This window comes from Ramlibacter sp. (assembly GCF_013697775.1).
Classification (GTDB): Bacteria; Pseudomonadota; Gammaproteobacteria; order Burkholderiales; family Burkholderiaceae_C; genus Ramlibacter.
The window spans coordinates 1-17,469 of sequence record NZ_JACCWG010000443.1 but is presented as its reverse complement, the minus strand read 5'-3'; the positions used below and the strand labels follow the sequence as shown (position 1 = coordinate 17,469).

Genomic DNA, 17,469 nt, shown 5'->3' with positions numbered 1-17,469 from the left:
GGGCGACCACGGGGCGCGCGGGCGCGGCCTCGGGCGGACGGGCGGCTGGCGCCGCTGCGGTGCCGACCACGCTCACCTGCTGCGGCACCACCTGCGGCGCGGACATGACCGGTGCGCGGCTGATGTTCTGGTCGGTGATGCGCACCGTCTGGCGCGCCACGGGCTGCGACTGCGAGAACGCGGCGGCGAGCACGGCGATGATCGCGCCCGGCACCTGCTGGTTGGCATAGGTGACGTTCGCGGGGCGGTTGTCGTAGTAGCTGGTGACCACCTGGCGGTCGACGCGTGCATTGCTGGCATTCACGTCGTAGAAGTATTCGCGGCTGGTCGTGTACGAAGGGCGGTACACGTCGCGCGGGCCGAGCGGGAACCAGGCAACCGTGGAATTCGCGGCGGCGGGAGACCCGTTGCCCACGAACGCCACCAGCGCCGGCGCATACACCGGGCGCACGTTGGCCGGACCGGGCACCCAGGCCCAGCTGTTGTCCACGCGCGTCCAGCGGCCGTAGTGCGACGGGGCGAATCCCCACGGGGCTTCGGCGATCCAGGTCCAGCCCCAGGGCTCGACCCACGACCAGTGGCCGTCGCGGTAAGGCGCCCAGTCGGCAGCCACATTGCGCGGCACCCACACCGGGCCCAGCTGCGCCACGGTCTTCCAGGTGCCGAACTGGTCGAGGTCCTCGTAACCGATCATCTCGGGCGACACGAAGCGGCGCGACGCCGAATTGTCCCAGCGGCGGTCGCGGTCGGCGGCCCACCGTTCGAGTTCGTCCGGCGCGCGCAGCGCCAGGGCGTCGTAGTCGTTCAGGCCCGCGCCGTAGAACGCGAAGCTCTGGCGCTCGTTGACGACGAACGCACGGCGCTCGCCGAACACCTGCGCCTGCCCCTGGCGAACGGCCACCGTGGTGGAGTCGTCGCGCGCGTTCACGTCGATGCGGTAGCTGCCGGGGCGGCGGATGGAATAGGCCAGGTTGGGCGTGTCGATCTCCACGATCTGCCCGCGGTCGAGGCGGCGCACGCGCACGTGCAGCGTGCCCTGCGACAGCTGGATCTGCGTGGTGCGGTCGTCGAGGTTGAGCAGCGTGAGGCTGGTGCCGCCCGCGACGCGAACCGCCACGGTGCCCATCTGCAGTTCGGCGCGCGAGCCACGGTCGATCCACAGCCGGTCGCCGGTGATGAGCGGGCGGTTGACGATCGCGCGGCCCCAGTCGCGCTCGCCGCCGGGCGAGAAGCTGGCGCTGCCGCCCACATAGGCAAGCCGCGCGACGCGCGTGGGTGGATCGGCGAGCGCCGCGCCGGACAGCAGCACGGCGAGAAGGAACGATAGCAGCGCGCGAACGCGGAACAAGGCCATAAATGTCTCCTGATAGGCAAACGGGTGCGCCTAGCGCTGAGCTTGCGGGCTCCCGGTCCAGAACCTCGTCAGCGAACATGCCGTCGCGTTGTCGGCGCAGCCCGATGCCAGGGTACGCGTGTCAGGGGCGCACGTCCACCTTGAAGCCCGCCTTGGCCAGCGTGGACAGCCGCTCGGCATCCCAGTTGGTCAGGTGGATGCAGCCATTGGTCTCGGAGTGGCCGACGTTGCCGGGATTGGCGGTGCCGTGGATGCCCCAGTGCGGCTTGGACAGGCCCATCCAGATGCTGCCGATCGGGTTGTTCGGCCCCGGCGCGAGTTCCATCTTCTGGGCGTTCTGCGGTTCGTTCTTCAGCAGCACCGGGTCGTAGGTGAAGCTCGGGTTCTTCACCTCGTTCCTGATCGTCAGCACGCCGATGGGCAGCGGGTCGATCTTCTCGTTGCCGATGCTGATCGGAAACGCGGCCAGCGGACGCTTGCCGGCGTCCAGCACGTAGAGCACGCGCGCGGCCTTGTCGATTTCGATGGAGGCGGCCTTGGCCGGCGCCGGGCCGCCCACGACGTTGGGCACCACGATCTCGCCGCCCGCGGCGAAGCTCTTGCCCGCGTTGAGCTGCTTGAGATAAGGGATGCTGGTGTGGAAACGCTCCGCCAGCGCCTCTTCGAGCGACTCGTAGGGCATGGCCTTGAGCTGGCCGCGCGCGACGGGGTCCCTTGGAATCTTGTCGTACGGCCCCGCGGCGTCCTTGTCGGTGACCGTGTAGCGCACCAGCACCGGCGCCGCGTCTTCCCGAAGCGATTGCCAGGTCTGCGGCGTGAGGGTGCCGGTGTCTTTCAGTGCGCGCGCCAGCTGGTAGGCCTTGACGATGCGCTGCATGTTCGCCGCATACCGCCCGTCGATCTCGCCGCTGGAGTACCACGCGCGATCGAGCAGGACCTGCGCGCGCACCACCGCCGGGCCCCGGCTGCCGCTCTTGAGGAGCGGCGTGTCGTTGGCGCTGTTCATCGCGTCGAAGTCCACCGCCTGGGTGCCGGCCGCGCCTTTGGCGGGAGCGCGGTGCTGCTTGGCGCCGGCAGCGCCTGCCGACAGTGCAAGGGCACAACCGAGCGCGATGGCCCACCGGCGTGGCGAAGTCGGGGAACGGGACGTCTGGCGGGGCATGCGCACTTTCTGAGGTTGAGGACCAGTGTCGCACGGCCCGCGGCGTGCAGCCCGCGCGAATGCCCCACAATCACCGATGGTGAAAGCACCTTCCGGCGCGTGATCCTCATGGGCGAAGGGCTCTTCGACCAACGTCGAACGCAGGAACTCCGTTGTTGCCGCACATCCCACCCCCGCCCGGTTCGCGTACCGGGCGCATCGTCGCCACGGCGTGCATCCTGGCGATGCTCTACTTCGGCCGCTCGTTCCTCGCGCCGCTCGCGCTGGCCGCCATCCTCAGCCTGGTGATCGCGCCGCTCAAACGCAAGCTGGCGCGCATCGGCCTCGGGCACGGGGCGGGCGCACTGGTCTCGGTCGTTATCGTAGGCGCCTGCATGGCCGCGCTGGCCACGCTGCTGGCGTCCCAGCTGGTCACGGTAGCGGCGGACCTGCCGCAGTACAAGGAAGCCATCCGCTTCAAGCTGGAACATGCGAGGGAATTGACGGTCGCTCCGCTCGAACGCATGGAATCGGTTCTGCGCGCGGTCGTTCCGCCGGCGCTACCGGCTGCCACCAGCAAGCCGCGCGCCGGGCGGTCAGGGCGGGCAGCCGACCCGCCGCCTCCGCCAGTCCAGGTCCGCGAACCCGCGAGCGCGACCGATGCGATCTCGTGGCTCTTTTCGTTCATGTGGGGACCGGTGGGCCAGGCAGGCATCGTGCTGGTGCTGCTGGTGTTCATCCTGCTGGAGCATGAAGGCCTGCGCGACCGCATGATCAGCTTTGCCGGCGAGGCGGAGGCGGGCAGGACGATGCAGGCCGTGGAAGACGCGGCGCAGGGCGTTTCCCGCTTCTTCTTTTCGCAGTTCGTGGTGAACGCGACCTTCGCCCTGGTGCTCGGCTGCGCGCTGTGGATGGTGGGTGTTCCGCACGCGGCCCTGTGGGGCGCGCTGGGCGGCGTGGCGCGCTTCGTGCCGTACGTCGGCGCGCTGGCCGCGGGTGCCGCGATTGCCGCGTTCGCCGCCGCCGTCGACCCGGGCTGGTCCCTCATGTTCTGGAGCGCGGGGCTGTTCGTCGGGCTCGAAGCGCTGGTCGCGCACCTGGTCGAGCCCCGGGTCTACGGCCAGAGCAGCGGCCTGGCGCCGCTGGGCGTGATCGTGTCCGCGCTGTTCTGGGGCGCCATTTGGGGTCCCGTCGGCCTTTTGCTGGCCACGCCGATGACCTTGTGCCTGGTCGTGGCGGGGCGCCACGTGCGCGCGCTGGAGCCGATCTCGATCCTGTTCGGCGAAGCGCCCGGCCTGACCGCCGGATTGCGGCTCTACCAGCGCGCACTCTCCGGCGAACCCGGGGAGATCGTGGCGGCCGCCCGCATCTACCTGCGGCGCAGCAACTTCGCCAGGTATTGCGACCAGATCCTGCTGCCCGGCCTGGCGCTGGCCGCCACAGACTTCCGGGCCGGGCGGATCGGCAGCGAGCAGCAGGACCGCATCCGGCTCACCATCGCGGCGGTCGCGGAATCCCTGGGCGCCGTGAAGCGGCACCAGGGCGCCCGCCGCAAGCGCCGCTCCACGTCGCTGCTGGAGGCGAACGTCGGAGCGCATCTGCGCGAGATGCGTTCCCAGGGCCGGGGGCGCTGGCAAGGCATGTCCGCGGTGCTCGGCGCACGGGTGGTCCTCTGCGCGGGGCTCGGCTCCATGCGCGACGACGTCCTCACGCAGCTGCTGGTGCAGGCGCTGCGGGACGAGGGGATCGAGACCCGCAACCTGTCGCTGGCCAGGAGCACGGAAGCGCTGGACGCGGCCGGCTCGGACCAGGTCTCCACGGTCTTCGTTGCCTACCCGCTCGAGGAGAGCCTGGACAGCTGGCAGGCAGCCGTGAAGGACCTGCGTGCCGCCTTGCCGAAAGCCATGCTGCTGACCGTCAAGCTGCCCCTGGAGGAAGGTGCCGCGGACGAAGCCGTCGTGCGGCAGCACATCGACCTGCTCGTACGATCGTTTTCGGAGGCCGTGGCGTTCGAGCTGGGTGGGCGCCGGGACGCGGCGATCTGAGCATCGGGCGCCTCATGCCTTGCCCAGCACGAGCGCCTGGTAGGCGGCCAGCATGCGGGCGTCTTCAGCCGAGCCGTGGTGGTGGAACTGATGCCACGCGCCTGCTTCCAGCCGGAACAGGCGCGAGGTCCTGAAAGCCAGCTCCAGGCGCTGCCCGTCTTTCTCGAACCAGCCTCGTTCGCGCCCCACGACGAGGAAGGTGTCCGAGAAGGCATGGAAGCTGTAGTCGTGGAATGAGAAGCGGTAGCTGGCCGCGCTGCCGAACAGCCGGGCATACACCGCCTGGATGTCGCTCCAGCCGCGGGCGATGCCCCCGAGCGGGTTGTCCATCGAGCAGTCGTCGGCCGCGCTCCAGCAGCGCTGCATGCCGGCCATGTCCTTCGCGTTCAGCGCGGCGTAGAAGAGGGACAGCGCCTGCCCGGCGTCCCGCGTGTCCCCATGGGGCTCGTTCCCGGTGACGGGTGTGTCGATGAGGTCCAAAGTCAGGCTCCTGGTTGTCCCCGTTATCGGGGTTGCGCCATCAGGGAGATGGCGAGTGCAGTCCCGGCGAACGCCAATGCCACGCCGCAGACACCGGGCCAGCCCCAGTGCATCCAGGCGAAACCCGATGCGCCCGATCCGGCAGCGGCACCAAGGAAGAACAAGCCGGTGAACAGCCCGTTGACCCTGCCGCGCGCCTGCGGCTGCAACAAGTTGACGGCGCGCCGTCCAAGCGTCTGGTCTGCGATGACGCCAAGGTCCAGCAGAACGGCCGAAAGCGCCAGGGCCGCCAAGGCCATGCCGGCTGAGGCCGCTGACGAACCACGAGCGAGGACATGTCCGCCGATCCAGGCAAGCGCGACTGCGCCCGTCACGGCCAGGTGCGCCACACGCGTCGCTCCCTGGGTCCAGCCGCGATCACCCGCGCGGCCGGCAACAGGCGCCACCACGGCACCCGCGGCACCCGCCAGCGCGAAGAGCGCGATTCCCTTGGGACCTAGATCAAACGGTGCGGTCGAAAGCCGCAGCGAAATGGAAGTCCAAAACGCACCGAATGTTCCCATGCAGAGGGCTTGGTACGCGGCACGCCTTCGCAGGACCGGTTCCTGTCGCAGGATCGTGGCCATCGATCCGATCAGCTTCCAATAGCTCTGTGCGCACCGGGGCTGGTACCGCGGTATGGCGAACGAAAGGACCACCGTGAGGACCGCAACCGCCGCCGACAGCCAGCCGTAGAACCAACGCCAACCGCCCAACTCGACAGCCAGGCTTGCCGCCGGCCGGGAAAGCAGGATTCCGAGCATCAGGCCGCTCATGACATTGCCGACGACCTGCCCCCGGCGCGGCTCCGGCGCAAGCCGGACGGCCACGGGAACCAGCATCTGGATCACGCTCGCCGCCACGCCCGTGGCGTAGCAGGCCGCCAGGAACAGCGATGGCGTCGGCGCACGCGCCAGCACTGCAAGTGCCACGACGTCGATGGCTAGCGTCCCGACGATCAAGGACCGGTTCTCGACCAGGTCCACGAGAGGCACCAGCAAAAACAGGCCGCTGGCGTACCCCAGCAGCGTGAGCGTGGTCGCAAGCCCTGCCTCGCTCGGGTTCCAACCGAACGCCACGCCGATCGGGCCGATGAGCGGCTGCGACGCGTAGAGGCTCAAGACGGCAACGCCCACGGAGACCGCGAAAACCGCCGTCAGCCCGCGACCCAGCTTGGGAGTGGCGGCGTCTGCGCCGGTGGCGTGGTGCACGGAGGGCTCAGAGGACATCGGGCCATTCTGCAGTGAACCGATTGCGTTGATAATCCATCCGAAGATTGAATGATTCTTCCGGTACGGTTGATAATATGGCGAGCCTTGAGCAATACGAAGCGTTCGTTCAGACTGTCCAGCGGGGCAGCTTGACCGCCGCCGCCAGGCATCTGAACCGATCGCCTCAATCCGTCAGCCGCGCGCTGGCTGTGCTTGAAGACGAACTCGCGATTGAACTGGTGCGCAGGACCACGCGCCGGCTGCACCCGACGCCCGCGGGCCTCGCGCTCTACGAGCGGTTGCGGTTGGCGCTCCGGGACATCGAGGACGCGCGCGCTGAAGCCAAAAGACAACCGCTCGCGTCGGTGGCCTGTTCAGGATCGGAGCTTCCGCCCTCTTCGCGCCGCGGTTCGTCGTCCCAACCACGGTTGAATTCCAGAACCGGTTCCCGGAAGTCGAAATCGACCTGGTGCTCAGCGACCTCGCCGCGGACTTGATCGAGCAGCGGCTCGACGTCGCAGTCCGTATCGGTGAATTGGGAGCCGATACGCTCCGGGTCAGGAAGGTGGGGGCGTTGCGCCGCGTCCTGGTGGCCGCGCCTGGCTATTTGTCACGGCACGGTTATCCGCGCCGGCCAGACGACCTCGCATCGCACTCCTGCGTGATCCGCACGTTCGGACCGGAAGGCAGTTCGTGGCCGCTCATGCTCGCAGGAAGCGAAGTGCGGATTCCCGTCAAAGGCAACTGGCGCTGCAATGACGCCGCCGCCGCCAATGCCGCAGTCCTGCACGGTGCCGGCATTGGCCTGGCACCTCTATGGCAGGTGCGCGAGGACATCGATGGCGGCCGCCTGGAGATGCTCCTGCAAGAGCACGAGCCACCACCGATCCAGGTCAGTGCTGTTTGGCCCAACGGCTCCAGAACGCCTGTCCGGACGAGGTACTTCATCGACATGCTGGCGCACCGTCTCTCGGGTGAACGCATCTAGGCATTCCAGCGATCAGCTCGGCGCGGAAGTCAGTCCACATCGCTTTTCGCGCTGCGCACCGCGACCCACGCCAGCAGTGCGAGCAAGGCGACCTGGAACGGCAGCCGCGCCACCAGGAGCCAGAGCGGCACACGGGGGAAGTCACTTGCGTGCGCAAGCATGTGGAGGTTGGCCGGGGTCACTGCGATGGTCAATGCGAACAGGCCCCATGCGGCCCAGGGACGAGTGGCGCGAAGCAGCAGGCCCGCGGCACCGAGCAGTTCGAAGGCGCCGCTCACCAGCACCATCGCGCGCGGCCAAGGCACCCAGGGCGGCACGATGCGCAGTTCCGCCGCGGTGAACACGAAGTGCGCCAGGCCGCCAAGCCCGAACCACAGGACGAGGAACACCAGCGCGATGCGCAGAGAGGTGGAGGATGAGATGGGCATGGCGCATTTTCTTTCGTTGCGTTCATACAATCAGTGCGGGTCGGATGGAACCCATCACTGAGGAAGGTCGAGCATGGCAAAGCTGGTATTTGGAATGATGCAGTCGCTGGACGGCTATGTCGCCGGACCGCCTGGCGGCCCGCAGCTCCCGCCGCCCGGCCCTGAGCTGCATCGCCACTTCAACAATCACGTCCGCCTCCTCGCGGGCGCCCTCTACGGTCGCCGCATGTACGAGGTGATGCGCTATTGGGATGAAGACCAACCGGGATGGGATGCGATCGGTCACGACTTCGCGGCGGCCTGGCGCGCCCAGCCGAAATGGGTCGCGTCACGGACCCTCAAGCAGGTCGGCCCGAACGCAACGCTCGTGTCCGATGACGTCGGCACGTTCGTGCGGCGCCTGAAAGCGGACGCGGAAGGCGAGATCGACGTGGCGGGCCCCGAGCTGGCGCACGTCCTGACCGGCCTTGGCCTTATGGACGAGTACCGCCTGTACATCCGCCCCTTCGTCCTCGGCGGCGGCAAGCCCTACTTCGCCGGCGCCAGGCCGCCGCTCAAGCTGGTGGCCGTCGATCGCATCGGGGAGGATGCGACCAGGTTGACCTGCGTTCCGGCCTGAGGATCCTGGCCGGGCCAGAAGAGGCTAGCGCCTGCGGCTTTGTTGCGGCGCATGGCCTGCTGTCGCCGGCCTCGCATGCCGTGCCCATTCCTTGCCGCCCGCGTGCGCAGGCCGGCGCCGCATCGCATGCGCGAGCGTCGCCGCAGCCAGGCCTGCGAACGCCACCAGGCCGGCGTAGGCCGTGCGCTTGACGAGCGTCTCTTCGTGCGGGGTGAGCGGCCGCGGCAGCTCGGCGGCGGGGGTGGCGCGTTTGGCCTCAGTCACGGCGCGTGCAACGGCCGGCGCGGCGGTGGCAGGCACCGGCATGGGCAGCAGGGTGCCGTCCGGCGTCTGGCTCACGAGGCGCGGTTTTGCCGGTGCGATCCCCTGCGCGTCACCGTCGCCCGCTTGAGTTTGGGCTTGCGCTTGCGCCTCCCCGGCCTTGGTGCCGTGGTCCTGCGCGTAGACCTTGGTGAACTCCGCGCCCAACAGGAAGATCTGCGCCGCGTAATACACCCAGGCGATCAGCACCACCAGCGAGCCGGCAGCGGCGAAGGACTCGGTCATGCCGCTCTTGCCGATGTACAGGCCAATCAGGAATTTGCCGACTTCGAACAGCACGGCGGTGGCGATGGCGCCGACCCACACGTCGCTCCAGCCGATGCGCGTGGACGGCATGAACTTGTAGATCATGGCGAACAGCACCGTGCCGATGCCGAGCGACACCGCAATGTTGACGACGTACAGCAGCGCTTCCATGCCCGGCATCAGTTCGTTGGTCAGCGTGCCGAAGGCGGCCACGGCGGTGCTCACCATCAGCGACACCATCAGCAGGAACACCAGGCCCAGGATCATGCCGAAGGACAGCAGCCGCGCGCGCAGCACCGCCTTGATGCCCTGCGGTTTTTGCGATTCGGGCACGTGCCAGATGCGGTCCAGCGCGCTCTGCAGCTCGGCGAACACGGTGGTGGCGCCCACCAGCAGCACGCCGGCGCTGATCAGTCCGGCAACGAGGCCCTTGTCCTTGTCGCTGGATGCGGCGATCAGCGTCTGGATCATCTCCGCGCCCTGTTGGCCGATCATGCCGCTCAGCTGCGCCACGATCTGCCCCTGCACCGCCTCGCGGCCGAACACCGCGCCGGCGATGGCGATCACGATCACCAGCAGCGGCGCCAGCGAGAACACGGTGTAGTAGGAAATCGCGGCGCCCATGCTGGGCGCATAGTCGTCCGACCAGGCCTTGGCGGCTTTGACGAACAGCTGGAACAGGTGCTTGGGTTGCATGGTGCGGGGCGGAAACGGCGGAAGGAAAAGAAGAAAAAGGAAGCGCAGGCTTGTGCCTGCACGTTGTAGCGCCTGCCGGCCGCAGCGGATGTCATCCGATGGCGCGGGCCGCAGTCGGCGCCGCGCCGTGCCGTGCTTGTGCTGCGGCCCGCCGCACTGTCTCAGTGCCTGAATTGCAAAAGCACCAGCCACGGCCTGCGGTTCAGGTGGCCGCGGCACGCCTGCCCGCGGCCGGGGCACTCGCCGCGCTGGGGCGGTGCGCCGGCCAGGTACGTGCCGCCCAGCACCTTGTTCGCGTTCAAGGTCATGCGCGAGAGGGTGACGGACTGGACCACGTTGCCGCCGATGACCTCGAGCTTCGCGTCCCCGCCTACGTCCGCGCGCACGACCAGATCGCAGTGCATCGGGAATTCCTGGCCGGCGGCGCGCGCCATGGCGGCGGGGAGTGCGTCGAACCTCAGCGTGGTGGCGGTGCCCGCCCGCGTGGAGCACAGCAGGTCGCCGGCGCGCGGGCGCGTCGTCGCGGTATCGCACGCGCGAAACGCATGGGGTGCCTCCTGGCCGGCGGCTTCCGCGGCCGAGGTGTCGAGCGCCGCGCGCACGTAGTCGACGTGGCTGTCGGAAAACGCGAACTCGGTGCGCGAGAAGCCGGCCGTCTTCATCAGGTAGCTGATGAACGCCGCCGACCACGGGGTGTCGACGATGGCGGCACGCAGCAGCGCTTCGCGCACCGCCACGTCCACCCGCGTCGGTGCGCCGCCGGCCGTGGGCGGCGCCGGCGAAGCTTCCGCCAGCCCGACCCGGCCGGCGCTCGTCACGACCACGGGCGGCGCCGATTCGGACAGCGCCCGCCAGAAAACCGCCACGCGTTCCCATGTACCGGTGGACTCGCCCGTGGGCCGGTCCCACTCCGCTTCGTGGTAGCCCACCCCGAACATGCCCCCGTTGCGCTCGATGGTCTGCCTGCCGAACAGCTGGTGCTGCCGGCGTGCCTCATCGATCGCGTGCAGGATCCGGACGTCGGTGGTCACGCGCATGGCGGTGGTGGCGCACGCGGCAGTGGCAGTGGTGGCGGCAGCGGCGCCCGGCACAAGGGCAGCCACTGCCCAGGCCAGCGCTGCAACGGCTTCGAACAGGCGAAACGTCATGCGCCGATTGTGGCGGCGCACTTTTCCCGAAAGGCGTGTCGATTCCGGCCCGCGCCATTCGTCGTAAGGTGTTGCACACCAAGGAGTCCCCATGCAGAGCTTGAAACCCGCCGCCGAGCTGGCCGCCATCGCCGCCGCCAAGCCGTATCCCAACGACAGTGCCGAGTACCGTGCCGCCCGCACCCAGCTGCTGGCCGAGGAGATCGAGCTGCGCCGCAAGCTCGCCAGCGTGGCCGAGCTGCGCCGGCAGCTGCCGCTGGGCGGCCAGCCGCCGGACTACCAGTTCACGGATGAGGACGGCAAGACCGTCGGGTTGAAGGACCTGTTCGGCGCGCACAAGACGCTGATCACCTACTTCTGGATGTTCGGCCCGCAGCGCGCGCGGGCGTGCCCGATGTGCACCTCGTTCCTCGGCTCCATCGACGTGCCGGCGCTGGACATCACGCAGCGCGTCGCATTGGCCGTGCTCGGCCGTTCTCCCGTTTCGCGGCAGCTCGCCTTCGCGCGCGAGCGCGGCTGGCGCAACCTGAAGTTCTACCAGGTGGGCGACGACTTCGCGCGCGACTACCGCGGCCTGGCGCCCAACGGCGACGAGTGGCCCGCGCTGGACGTCTGGGTGCAGCGCGACGGCGCGGTGCGCCACTTCTGGGCCGGCGAGATGAGCGGCGAAACAGCGGACCCGGGCCAGGACCCGCGCGGCGCGCCGGACATCGCGCCGCTGTGGAACGTGCTGGACATGACGCCCGAGGGGCGCGGCACCGACTGGTATCCGAAGCTGGCGTACTGAGCACGCCGCGGGCACCTGCTCAGCCGGGTGCCTTCTGCGCCAGCGCCAGCGCCAGCAGCACGCCGCGCAGCCACTGGTGGGCCGGGTCGGCCTGGTTGCGCGCGTGCCAGGCCATGCTGAGGGTGAAGCCCTCGGCGGTGAACGGCAGGTCAAAGGCGTCCAGCACGTCGGCATGGCGCTGAGCGAGGCGGCGCGGCACCGTGGCCACCAGGTCGGTGGCGTGCAGCAGCTGCGGCACCAGCGTGAACTGCTCCACCGACAGCACCACGGCGCGCCTGCGGCCCATCGCGTCCAGCAGTTCGTCCATGTAGCCGTGCAGGCTGCCGCCCGAGGTGGACACCAGAACGTGGCGCAGCGCGCAATAGCTCTCCAGGTCCAGCGGCCCGGTGCCGCGCGGGTGGCCGTGCCGCTGCACGTGCACGAAGCCGTCCTCCACCAGCACGCGCGCCTTGGCGCTGGGCGGCACCATGCGCGGCGAGCCGATCAGCAGATCGATCTCGCCGCTTACCATCTGCTCGGCGATGCGCGCCGTGTCGGGCCGGTGGAAGGCCACGCGGATGCCCGGCCCGGCGCCGCGGCACAGATGCCCGGCCAGCGCAAGGCCAATGCCGCCCACCGCGTTGTCCGACGCGGCGATACGGAACACCCTGCTGTCGCGGTGCGCATCGAAATCGGCGCGCGGCGCCATCGCCGCTTCCAGCTCGCGCAGCACGTCCTTGAGCCGCGGCGCCACGCGCAGCGCATAGGCCGTCGGTGTCATGCCGCGCCCCGATTCGGCCGGCAGCAGCAGCGGGTCGTCCAGCATCCTGCGCAGGCGCGCCAGCTGCGACGACATGGTGGACTGCGTGAGGCCCAGGCGCTCGGCCGAGCGGCTGACATTGCGCAGGTCCAGCAGCACGTCGAGCGACACCAGGAGGTTGAGGTCGATCTTCTTGATATCGAACACCGCGATAGCTCCTATCGTCTCCATCGTCTTCCGCTGGGGCAGTGTAGTTCCTAGAGTGCGGGCATGAACCTCACCGAACACACCATCGTTGTCATCGGCGCCTCCTCCGGCGTGGGCCTGGAGACCGTGGAAGCGCGCAACGGCGGCGGGCGCGCGCGTGGTCGCCGCCAGCCGCAACCTGGACACCTTGAACGAAGCGCTGCGCGGCGTGCCCGGCAGAGTGGAAGCGCGCGCAGTGGATGCGGGCGACGCGGCGGACCTGGCGCGCTTCTTCCACGCCGTCGGCGCCTTCGACCACCTGGTGCTCACGCTCAGCGGAGGCGAGGGCGCCGGCCCGTTCGAGAGCCTGGACCTGCAGGCGCTGCGCCGCGGCTTCGAGGCCAAGTCCTGGCCGCAGCTGGCCGCCGCGCAATGCAGCCTGCCGACCCTGCGCGCCCACGGCAGCATCACCTTCATCACCGCGATTTCCGCGCGCATCGCGCGGCCCGGCACCACGGGGCTGGCGGCCATCAACGGCGCGCTGGAGGCCATGGTGGGCGGCCTGGCGCGCGAGCTGGCGCCGCGCCGCGTGAACGCCGTGTCGCCGGGCGTGGTCGACACGCCGTGGTGGGACCGCATGCCCGCGGACGCCAAGGCCGCGGTGTTCGCCGAGCAGCGCGACACACTGCCCGTGGGCCGCGTCGGCCGGCCTGACGACGTGGCGCATGCGATCCAGTACCTGATGGAGAACGGCTTCACCACCGGCACCGTGGCCGCCTGCGACGGCGGCCTGCACCTGCTGTGAACACCGCGCGGCTGGAAGCCTTCAGCGACGGCGTGCTGGCGATCGTCGTCACCATCATGGTGCTGGAGCTGAAGGCGCCCGAGCACCTGTCGGCCGACAGCCTGGCGCAGCAGCTGCCCAATCTCCTGAGTTATCTGCTGAGCTTCGTGATGGTGGCCATCGTGTGGGTGAACCACCACCACGTGTTCCAGCTGGTCCAGCGCGCCGACGCGCGCGTGCTGTGGCTGAACAACCATCTGCTGCTGTGGGTGTCGCTGGTGCCGTTCGCCACCGCCCTGGTCGGGCGCAACAGCGCGGCGCCGCTCGCTGCCGCCGTGTACGGGCTGGTGATGCTGGGCAGCGCCGGGGCCTTCGCCTTGCTGCGCCGCGCGGTCGCCAGGAACGCCGACCACGGCCTGGGCGTGCTGCACCGCAGGGCGCACCTGCGCAACGCGCTGGGCATCGCGCTGTACGGCGCCAGCGTGCCGCTGGCATGGTGGCATCCGTGGGCGGCGTACGCGATCTTCGTGGCGGTCGCGGCGATGTACTTCGCGCCGGAACGCAGGATCGAAGCAGCGCTGCAGGCCGGGCACTGAGCGCGCGCACCGAGTTCGGCGTCCGGAACCGGCCAGACGGCGCGCGGCCTGGGCGCCACCATGGCCCATGCGAACAACGCCTTCCATCCTGCTGCTTGCCGCCGGCACGTTCGCCGTGGGCACCGATGCGTTCATCGTGTCCGCGTTCCTGCCGGGCGATGGCGCGGTACTTGTCGGTGACGCCCGCCGTTGCCGGCCAATCGGTCACCGCCTTCGCGCTGGCCTCCGCGGTGCTGGCGCCGATCATCGCCACCTTCACCGCCGCGCTTGCTCCGCGGCGTACGCTGGCCGTCGTCATCGGCGGCCTGTCGGTTGCCACCGCCGTCGGCGTTCCGCTGGGCCACTGGAGCGGCTGGCGCGCGGCCCTGGGCGCGTCGCGGGCCTGTGCGTGCTGGTGACGGCCGGGCTGGCGCTGGCGTTGCCGGTGCTGGTGCTGGTGCTGGTGCTGGTGCTGGTGCGGCCCGCCGCGGTGCCGCAGCACGCGCGGCTGCGGGTGCTGCGGCTTCCCGCCGTCCACCGCATCCTGCCGCTCACCGTGCTCGGCATGGCGGCGGCCTATGCGCCGCATGCCTTCGTGGTGCCGCTGCTGGATACCTGGGCGTCACCGGCGGCAGCGTGACGGCGATGCTGGTGGCGTACGGCGCCGGCGCGGTGTTCGGCAACATCGCCTCGGGCAGCGCGATCGACCGCTGGGGCAGCGGGCCGGTGGTGGTGGCGCTCAACGCGTCAGCCATCTACGCGGGCATGGCGGCGGGCACGGGCGTCGGGGGCGTGGTGCTGGGATCGGGTCCGCGCGCGGTGCCACTCGTGGCGGCCGTGCTCGCCGTCGCCGCGCTGCTGTATGCGTGGCTATCCGGCCGGCGCGCGACCGCCGCAGTCACCTGAGCGCACGGCTTCAGGCCTGCTTCGGCTCGGGGCTCGCGGTCTTCTTCAGCGCGTCGTCCTGCGGCTGCAGCACGGCAAGCAGGTCCGAGGTGGTGCGCAGGATCATCCCGGCGCCGGTGCGGCGCAACTCGGCCTCGGTGCCGAAACCGCACAGCACGCCCACCGTTTGCGCGCCCGCGGCCACGCCAGTGCGGATGTCGATGGTGGTGTCGCCAATCATCAGGCACGCGCTGGGATCCACGCCCATGGCTTTCGCGGCATACAGCAGTGGCTCGGGATCCGGCTTCATGCGCCGCGTGGTCTGCGCACCGACCACGGCGGTGAATGTGTCGCGCACGCCATAGTGCTCCAAAAAGCGCTCCACGCGGGCCACGCCGCCGGTGGAGATGGTGCACATCGGAAAGCGTTCCGACAGCGCCAGCAGCATCTCGCGCACGCCGGCCATCATCTCGTGCGGCACCTCATCGGTGGCATGCAGGTTGCGCGTGCTCGCCGGATCGCGGCCCTGTTCTTTCACGGCCCGCAGGCGCGCGCGCAGCCGGTCGACCGGCGCGTCCAGGCCCAGCCGGTCCAGCAGCGCGTAGGCGCCGTGCACCGGCGTTTCCAGGCCCATCACCACCTGCCGCGCCAGCCGCTCGGCGCGCCGGCCGCTCACCAGCGGCACGGCATCGAGCGTGGCGGCGAGCTTGGCGACCAGATGGTCGTCGGTGTCGGCGATGGTGCCGTCCACGTCGAAGCACAGCGCGCGGACGCGGGCAAGGTCGAGCTGCGGGTTGGACATGCGAACAGACTATATGCGCCGCGTGCCGCCGGGTGTGGGTGCCGGGTGGCCGCGGCAAGCAGCCACGTCCTACAGGCCGGTTCGCGCAAGGGGCTTGACTTCGAGTGCGCTCGAAGTCGCCCAATCGGTTCTCCACTTGAAGGAGAGAACCCATGGACACGCTCACCCACGCCAACAAGCAGCTGCTGCAGACGATTTTCGACGGCCTCGCGCGCGGCGACGGCAAGGCCTTCATCGACGGCATGGCGGACGACATCCGCTGGACGCTGACCGGCACCAATGCCTGGTCGGGCACTTACGAGGGCAAGGACACGGTTCGCCAGCAGCTGCTGCGCCCCTTGCTCGCGCAGTTCGCCACGCAATACACCAACCAGGCGCGCCGCATCATCGGCGAGGGCGCATGGGTGGTGGTCGAGTGCGTCGGCAACGTGGAGACGACGCGCGGCGAGCGCTACGACAACCGCTACTGCTGGGTGTGCCGCGTGGAGGACGGCAAGCTGCGCGAGATCACCGAGTACATGGACACCGAACTGGTGGCGAAGGTGCTGGTGCGCTGATCAGCCACCCGCATCTGGCGGCGCGTGCTTCGCGATCCAGCCGTCGTACAGCGCCAGCTTGCGGTCCAGCAGGTCGAGTGCCTGCCGCAGCTCGCCGATCTGGCCTTCCACGCGCGCGCGGTGCTCGCTCAGGAGGTCGCGGCGCGCGCGCAGCGTCGCCTTGCCCTGCGCCACCTGCCGCGCGTAGGCCTGCATCTGCCGGATGCTCATGCCCGAGCGGCGCAGCCGGTCCATCAGTTCCAGCCAGTCCACGTGGGCCTGCTCGAACACGCGGCGGCCGGCGGCGTCGCGCGCGGCGCCGGGCATCAGGCGCTGCGCCTCGTACCAGCGGATGGTGTGGGCGCTGCGGCCCGACAGGCGCGCCAGTTCGCCGATGCGCAGGCCCGCGGCGGATGTCTTGCTGCTCATGGGCCGATTGTGCGTCGGCCGTGCCGCGCCGTGCTCGGCGCATCAGTGCATCAGCATCAGCGCATCAGCAGCCACGACCCGAGCATCAGCAATCCCGCGAACAGGCAGCGGCGGAACAGCGCCTCGCTCATCTGCCTGCGGATCGCCTGGCCCAGCACCATGCCGAGCACCGCCGGAGCCACCACGACGGCGGACGCCAGCGAGGTGCCGCGGTCCAGGTGCCCCTGCACCGCCAGCAGCACGCCGAGTGCGATGGTCGCCGTGGTGAAGCACAGGCCGAGCGCCTGCGACAGCGCGTCCTTGCCGAGTGCCAGCGACTGCAGGTAGGGCACGGCGGGCAGCACGAACACGCCAGTCAGCCCGGTGACGATGCCGGTGGACGCGCCGGCCAGCAGGCCCGCGAGCGCCTGCCACCGGGCGGGCGGCGGCTTCGGCTGCCAGCCGGCGAGGCCGAGCGCACCATAGGCGACCAGGCAGCCGCCCAGCAGCACGGGCCCGATGGACTGCTGCCCACCGGGAAACAGCAGCGGCGCCAGTGCCACGCCCAAGGCAATGCCCACCTGCATGCTCCACAGCCGCCGCGCGGTGCGCGCCAGCCCGCGCCCCGCCGCCTGCCACACGTTGGTGAGCAGCGAGGGAACGGTCAGCAGGCTGGCGGCGCCGGCCACCGGCATCACCAGGCCGAGCAAGCCCATCGCCAATGTCGGCAGCCCCATGCCGAGCACGCCCTTGACCGTGCCGGCGCCGAAGAAGATCAGGCACACGGCGAAGAAGTCGGGAACGTCGGGGTGGAACATGGCGCCAGAGTGTGCGCAGGCGCGGCGCCGCGCACCATCAACATTTGCTTGAGGCTTGCACTGCGCGCGCCGCCAATAATGCGGCGATGCGTTTCGACTGGACCGACCTGCGCGTGTTCCTGCATGCCTGCGAAGCGGGCAGCATGACCGGCGCCACGCAACGCGCCAACCTCTCGCTGGCGGCGGTGAGCGCGCGCATCCGCGCGCTGGAAGACGGCGCCGGCGTGCCGCTG

General features: G+C 70.0%; 22 protein-coding genes and 1 pseudogene. 12 read left to right on the top strand and 11 right to left on the bottom strand.

Annotated features, from left to right (window positions below; all coding sequences use genetic code 11):
• The coding region (locus tag H0U68_RS22585) for a DUF6600 domain-containing protein (protein WP_296359148.1) at nucleotides 1-1,354 on the bottom strand (1,354 nt) is incomplete at its 3' end.
• Between the two features lie 121 nt (nucleotides 1,355-1,475).
• Nucleotides 1,476-2,516 (bottom strand): L,D-transpeptidase family protein, encoded by a 1,041-nt coding sequence (locus H0U68_RS22580; RefSeq protein WP_296359147.1) that lies wholly within the window; start codon nucleotides 2,514-2,516, stop codon nucleotides 1,476-1,478.
• A 152-nt stretch (nucleotides 2,517-2,668) separates the two neighbouring features.
• Here H0U68_RS22580 and H0U68_RS22575 point away from each other — a divergent pair, with 152 nt between their 5' ends.
• A complete protein-coding gene (locus H0U68_RS22575) occupies nucleotides 2,669-4,540 on the top strand; it encodes an AI-2E family transporter (RefSeq protein ID WP_296359146.1) in 1,872 nt (623 codons plus the stop codon).
• A gap of 12 nt (nucleotides 4,541-4,552) precedes the next feature.
• Here the strand turns inward: H0U68_RS22575 and H0U68_RS22570 are convergent, their stop codons facing one another.
• Together H0U68_RS22570 and H0U68_RS22565 are read right to left on the bottom strand one after the other, a co-directional pair.
• Nucleotides 4,553-5,020, bottom strand: coding sequence for a nuclear transport factor 2 family protein (locus H0U68_RS22570; protein ID WP_296359145.1), 468 nt, complete (start codon nucleotides 5,018-5,020; stop codon nucleotides 4,553-4,555).
• Nucleotides 5,021-5,043: 23 nt separating this feature from the next.
• Nucleotides 5,044-6,270: an MFS transporter gene (locus H0U68_RS22565; protein ID WP_296359144.1), complete on the bottom strand. Its 1,227-nt coding sequence runs from the start codon at nucleotides 6,268-6,270 to the stop codon at nucleotides 5,044-5,046.
• 95 nt (nucleotides 6,271-6,365) lie between these two features.
• Here H0U68_RS22565 and H0U68_RS24435 point away from each other — a divergent pair.
• Nucleotides 6,366-6,539, top strand: a pseudogene (locus tag H0U68_RS24435) (LysR family transcriptional regulator); the annotation flags it as partial.
• A 101-nt stretch (nucleotides 6,540-6,640) separates the two neighbouring features.
• Complete coding sequence (locus tag H0U68_RS22560; RefSeq protein ID WP_296359150.1) at nucleotides 6,641-7,258, top strand: substrate binding domain-containing protein; 618 nt, start codon at nucleotides 6,641-6,643, stop codon at nucleotides 7,256-7,258.
• A gap of 29 nt (nucleotides 7,259-7,287) precedes the next feature.
• Here H0U68_RS22560 and H0U68_RS22555 read toward each other — a convergent pair whose 3' ends face one another.
• Complete coding sequence (locus H0U68_RS22555) at nucleotides 7,288-7,686, bottom strand: hypothetical protein (RefSeq protein ID WP_296359143.1); 399 nt, start codon at nucleotides 7,684-7,686, stop codon at nucleotides 7,288-7,290.
• 73 nt (nucleotides 7,687-7,759) lie between these two features.
• Here H0U68_RS22555 and H0U68_RS22550 point away from each other — a divergent pair, with 73 nt between their 5' ends.
• Entirely contained in the window at nucleotides 7,760-8,305 is a 546-nt protein-coding gene (locus tag H0U68_RS22550; RefSeq protein ID WP_296359142.1) for a dihydrofolate reductase family protein, read from the top strand.
• 24 nt (nucleotides 8,306-8,329) lie between these two features.
• Here H0U68_RS22550 and H0U68_RS22545 read toward each other — a convergent pair whose 3' ends face one another.
• Complete coding sequence (locus H0U68_RS22545) at nucleotides 8,330-9,568, bottom strand: YihY/virulence factor BrkB family protein (RefSeq protein WP_296359141.1); 1,239 nt, start codon at nucleotides 9,566-9,568, stop codon at nucleotides 8,330-8,332.
• 161 nt (nucleotides 9,569-9,729) lie between these two features.
• Nucleotides 9,730-10,716: a DUF2272 domain-containing protein gene (locus H0U68_RS22540; protein ID WP_296359140.1), complete on the bottom strand. Its 987-nt coding sequence runs from the start codon at nucleotides 10,714-10,716 to the stop codon at nucleotides 9,730-9,732.
• A gap of 91 nt (nucleotides 10,717-10,807) precedes the next feature.
• On the opposite strand from H0U68_RS22540, the gene H0U68_RS22535 reads away from it, so the two are divergent.
• On the top strand, nucleotides 10,808-11,503 hold the full coding sequence (locus H0U68_RS22535) for a DUF899 family protein (RefSeq protein ID WP_296359139.1): 696 nt from the start codon (nucleotides 10,808-10,810) through the stop codon (nucleotides 11,501-11,503).
• Between the two features lie 19 nt (nucleotides 11,504-11,522).
• Here H0U68_RS22535 and H0U68_RS22530 read toward each other — a convergent pair whose 3' ends face one another.
• On the bottom strand, nucleotides 11,523-12,449 hold the full coding sequence (locus H0U68_RS22530; RefSeq protein ID WP_296359138.1) for a LysR family transcriptional regulator: 927 nt from the start codon (nucleotides 12,447-12,449) through the stop codon (nucleotides 11,523-11,525).
• Nucleotides 12,450-12,606: 157 nt separating this feature from the next.
• Between H0U68_RS22530 and H0U68_RS22525 the strand changes: the two genes are divergently transcribed.
• From H0U68_RS22525 to H0U68_RS22505, 5 genes are all read left to right on the top strand, one after another.
• Nucleotides 12,607-13,233: an SDR family oxidoreductase gene (locus tag H0U68_RS22525; RefSeq protein WP_296359137.1), complete on the top strand. Its 627-nt coding sequence runs from the start codon at nucleotides 12,607-12,609 to the stop codon at nucleotides 13,231-13,233.
• On the top strand, nucleotides 13,230-13,808 hold the full coding sequence (locus H0U68_RS22520; RefSeq protein WP_296359136.1) for a TMEM175 family protein: 579 nt from the start codon (nucleotides 13,230-13,232) through the stop codon (nucleotides 13,806-13,808). Before H0U68_RS22525 ends, H0U68_RS22520 begins: the two co-directional genes overlap by 4 nt.
• 170 nt (nucleotides 13,809-13,978) lie before the next feature.
• Nucleotides 13,979-14,206, top strand: a complete 228-nt coding sequence (locus H0U68_RS22515; RefSeq protein WP_296359135.1) for a hypothetical protein — start codon at nucleotides 13,979-13,981, stop codon at nucleotides 14,204-14,206.
• Nucleotides 14,197-14,427: a hypothetical protein gene (locus H0U68_RS22510; protein ID WP_296359134.1), complete on the top strand. Its 231-nt coding sequence runs from the start codon at nucleotides 14,197-14,199 to the stop codon at nucleotides 14,425-14,427. Before H0U68_RS22515 ends, H0U68_RS22510 begins: the two co-directional genes overlap by 10 nt.
• Entirely contained in the window at nucleotides 14,424-14,693 is a 270-nt protein-coding gene (locus H0U68_RS22505) for a hypothetical protein (RefSeq protein ID WP_296359133.1), read from the top strand. The genes H0U68_RS22510 and H0U68_RS22505 overlap by 4 nt, the downstream gene beginning before the upstream one ends.
• Nucleotides 14,694-14,703: 10 nt before the next feature.
• Here H0U68_RS22505 and H0U68_RS22500 read toward each other — a convergent pair whose 3' ends face one another.
• A complete protein-coding gene (locus H0U68_RS22500; protein ID WP_296359132.1) occupies nucleotides 14,704-15,474 on the bottom strand; it encodes an HAD family hydrolase in 771 nt (256 codons plus the stop codon).
• A gap of 152 nt (nucleotides 15,475-15,626) precedes the next feature.
• Between H0U68_RS22500 and H0U68_RS22495 the strand changes: the two genes are divergently transcribed.
• Entirely contained in the window at nucleotides 15,627-16,031 is a 405-nt protein-coding gene (locus tag H0U68_RS22495; protein WP_296359131.1) for a nuclear transport factor 2 family protein, read from the top strand.
• Here the strand turns inward: H0U68_RS22495 and H0U68_RS22490 are convergent, their stop codons facing one another.
• Together H0U68_RS22490 and H0U68_RS22485 are read right to left on the bottom strand one after the other, a co-directional pair.
• The gene (locus H0U68_RS22490) at nucleotides 16,032-16,439 is read right to left on the bottom strand and encodes a MerR family transcriptional regulator (protein WP_296359130.1); all 408 of its coding nucleotides are present in this window, start codon (nucleotides 16,437-16,439) and stop codon (nucleotides 16,032-16,034) included.
• 56 nt (nucleotides 16,440-16,495) lie between these two features.
• Nucleotides 16,496-17,236, bottom strand: coding sequence for a sulfite exporter TauE/SafE family protein (locus H0U68_RS22485; RefSeq protein ID WP_296359129.1), 741 nt, complete (start codon nucleotides 17,234-17,236; stop codon nucleotides 16,496-16,498).
• Between the two features lie 86 nt (nucleotides 17,237-17,322).
• On the opposite strand from H0U68_RS22485, the gene H0U68_RS22480 reads away from it, so the two are divergent.
• Nucleotides 17,323-17,469, top strand: a 147-nt coding sequence (locus H0U68_RS22480) for a LysR family transcriptional regulator (RefSeq protein WP_296359149.1), incomplete at its 3' end; no start/stop codon positions are given.

Excerpts from the sequence above, each read along its gene's own strand:
- H0U68_RS22535 (WP_296359139.1), top strand. The coding sequence starts at position 10,808 with ATGCAGAGCTTGAAACCCGCCGCCGAGCTGGCCGCCATCGCCGCCGCC.
- H0U68_RS22545 (WP_296359141.1), bottom strand. The coding sequence starts at position 9,568 with ATGCAACCCAAGCACCTGTTCCAGCTGTTCGTCAAAGCCGCCAAGGCC.
- H0U68_RS22550 (WP_296359142.1), top strand. The coding sequence starts at position 7,760 with ATGGCAAAGCTGGTATTTGGAATGATGCAGTCGCTGGACGGCTATGTC.
- H0U68_RS22500 (WP_296359132.1), bottom strand. The coding sequence starts at position 15,474 with ATGTCCAACCCGCAGCTCGACCTTGCCCGCGTCCGCGCGCTGTGCTTC.
- H0U68_RS22580 (WP_296359147.1), bottom strand. The coding sequence starts at position 2,516 with ATGCCCCGCCAGACGTCCCGTTCCCCGACTTCGCCACGCCGGTGGGCC.
- H0U68_RS22540 (WP_296359140.1), bottom strand. The coding sequence starts at position 10,716 with ATGACGTTTCGCCTGTTCGAAGCCGTTGCAGCGCTGGCCTGGGCAGTG.
- H0U68_RS22485 (WP_296359129.1), bottom strand. The coding sequence starts at position 17,236 with ATGTTCCACCCCGACGTTCCCGACTTCTTCGCCGTGTGCCTGATCTTC.
- H0U68_RS22490 (WP_296359130.1), bottom strand. The coding sequence starts at position 16,439 with ATGAGCAGCAAGACATCCGCCGCGGGCCTGCGCATCGGCGAACTGGCG.
- H0U68_RS22555 (WP_296359143.1), bottom strand. The coding sequence starts at position 7,686 with ATGCCCATCTCATCCTCCACCTCTCTGCGCATCGCGCTGGTGTTCCTC.
- H0U68_RS22495 (WP_296359131.1), top strand. The coding sequence starts at position 15,627 with ATGGACACGCTCACCCACGCCAACAAGCAGCTGCTGCAGACGATTTTC.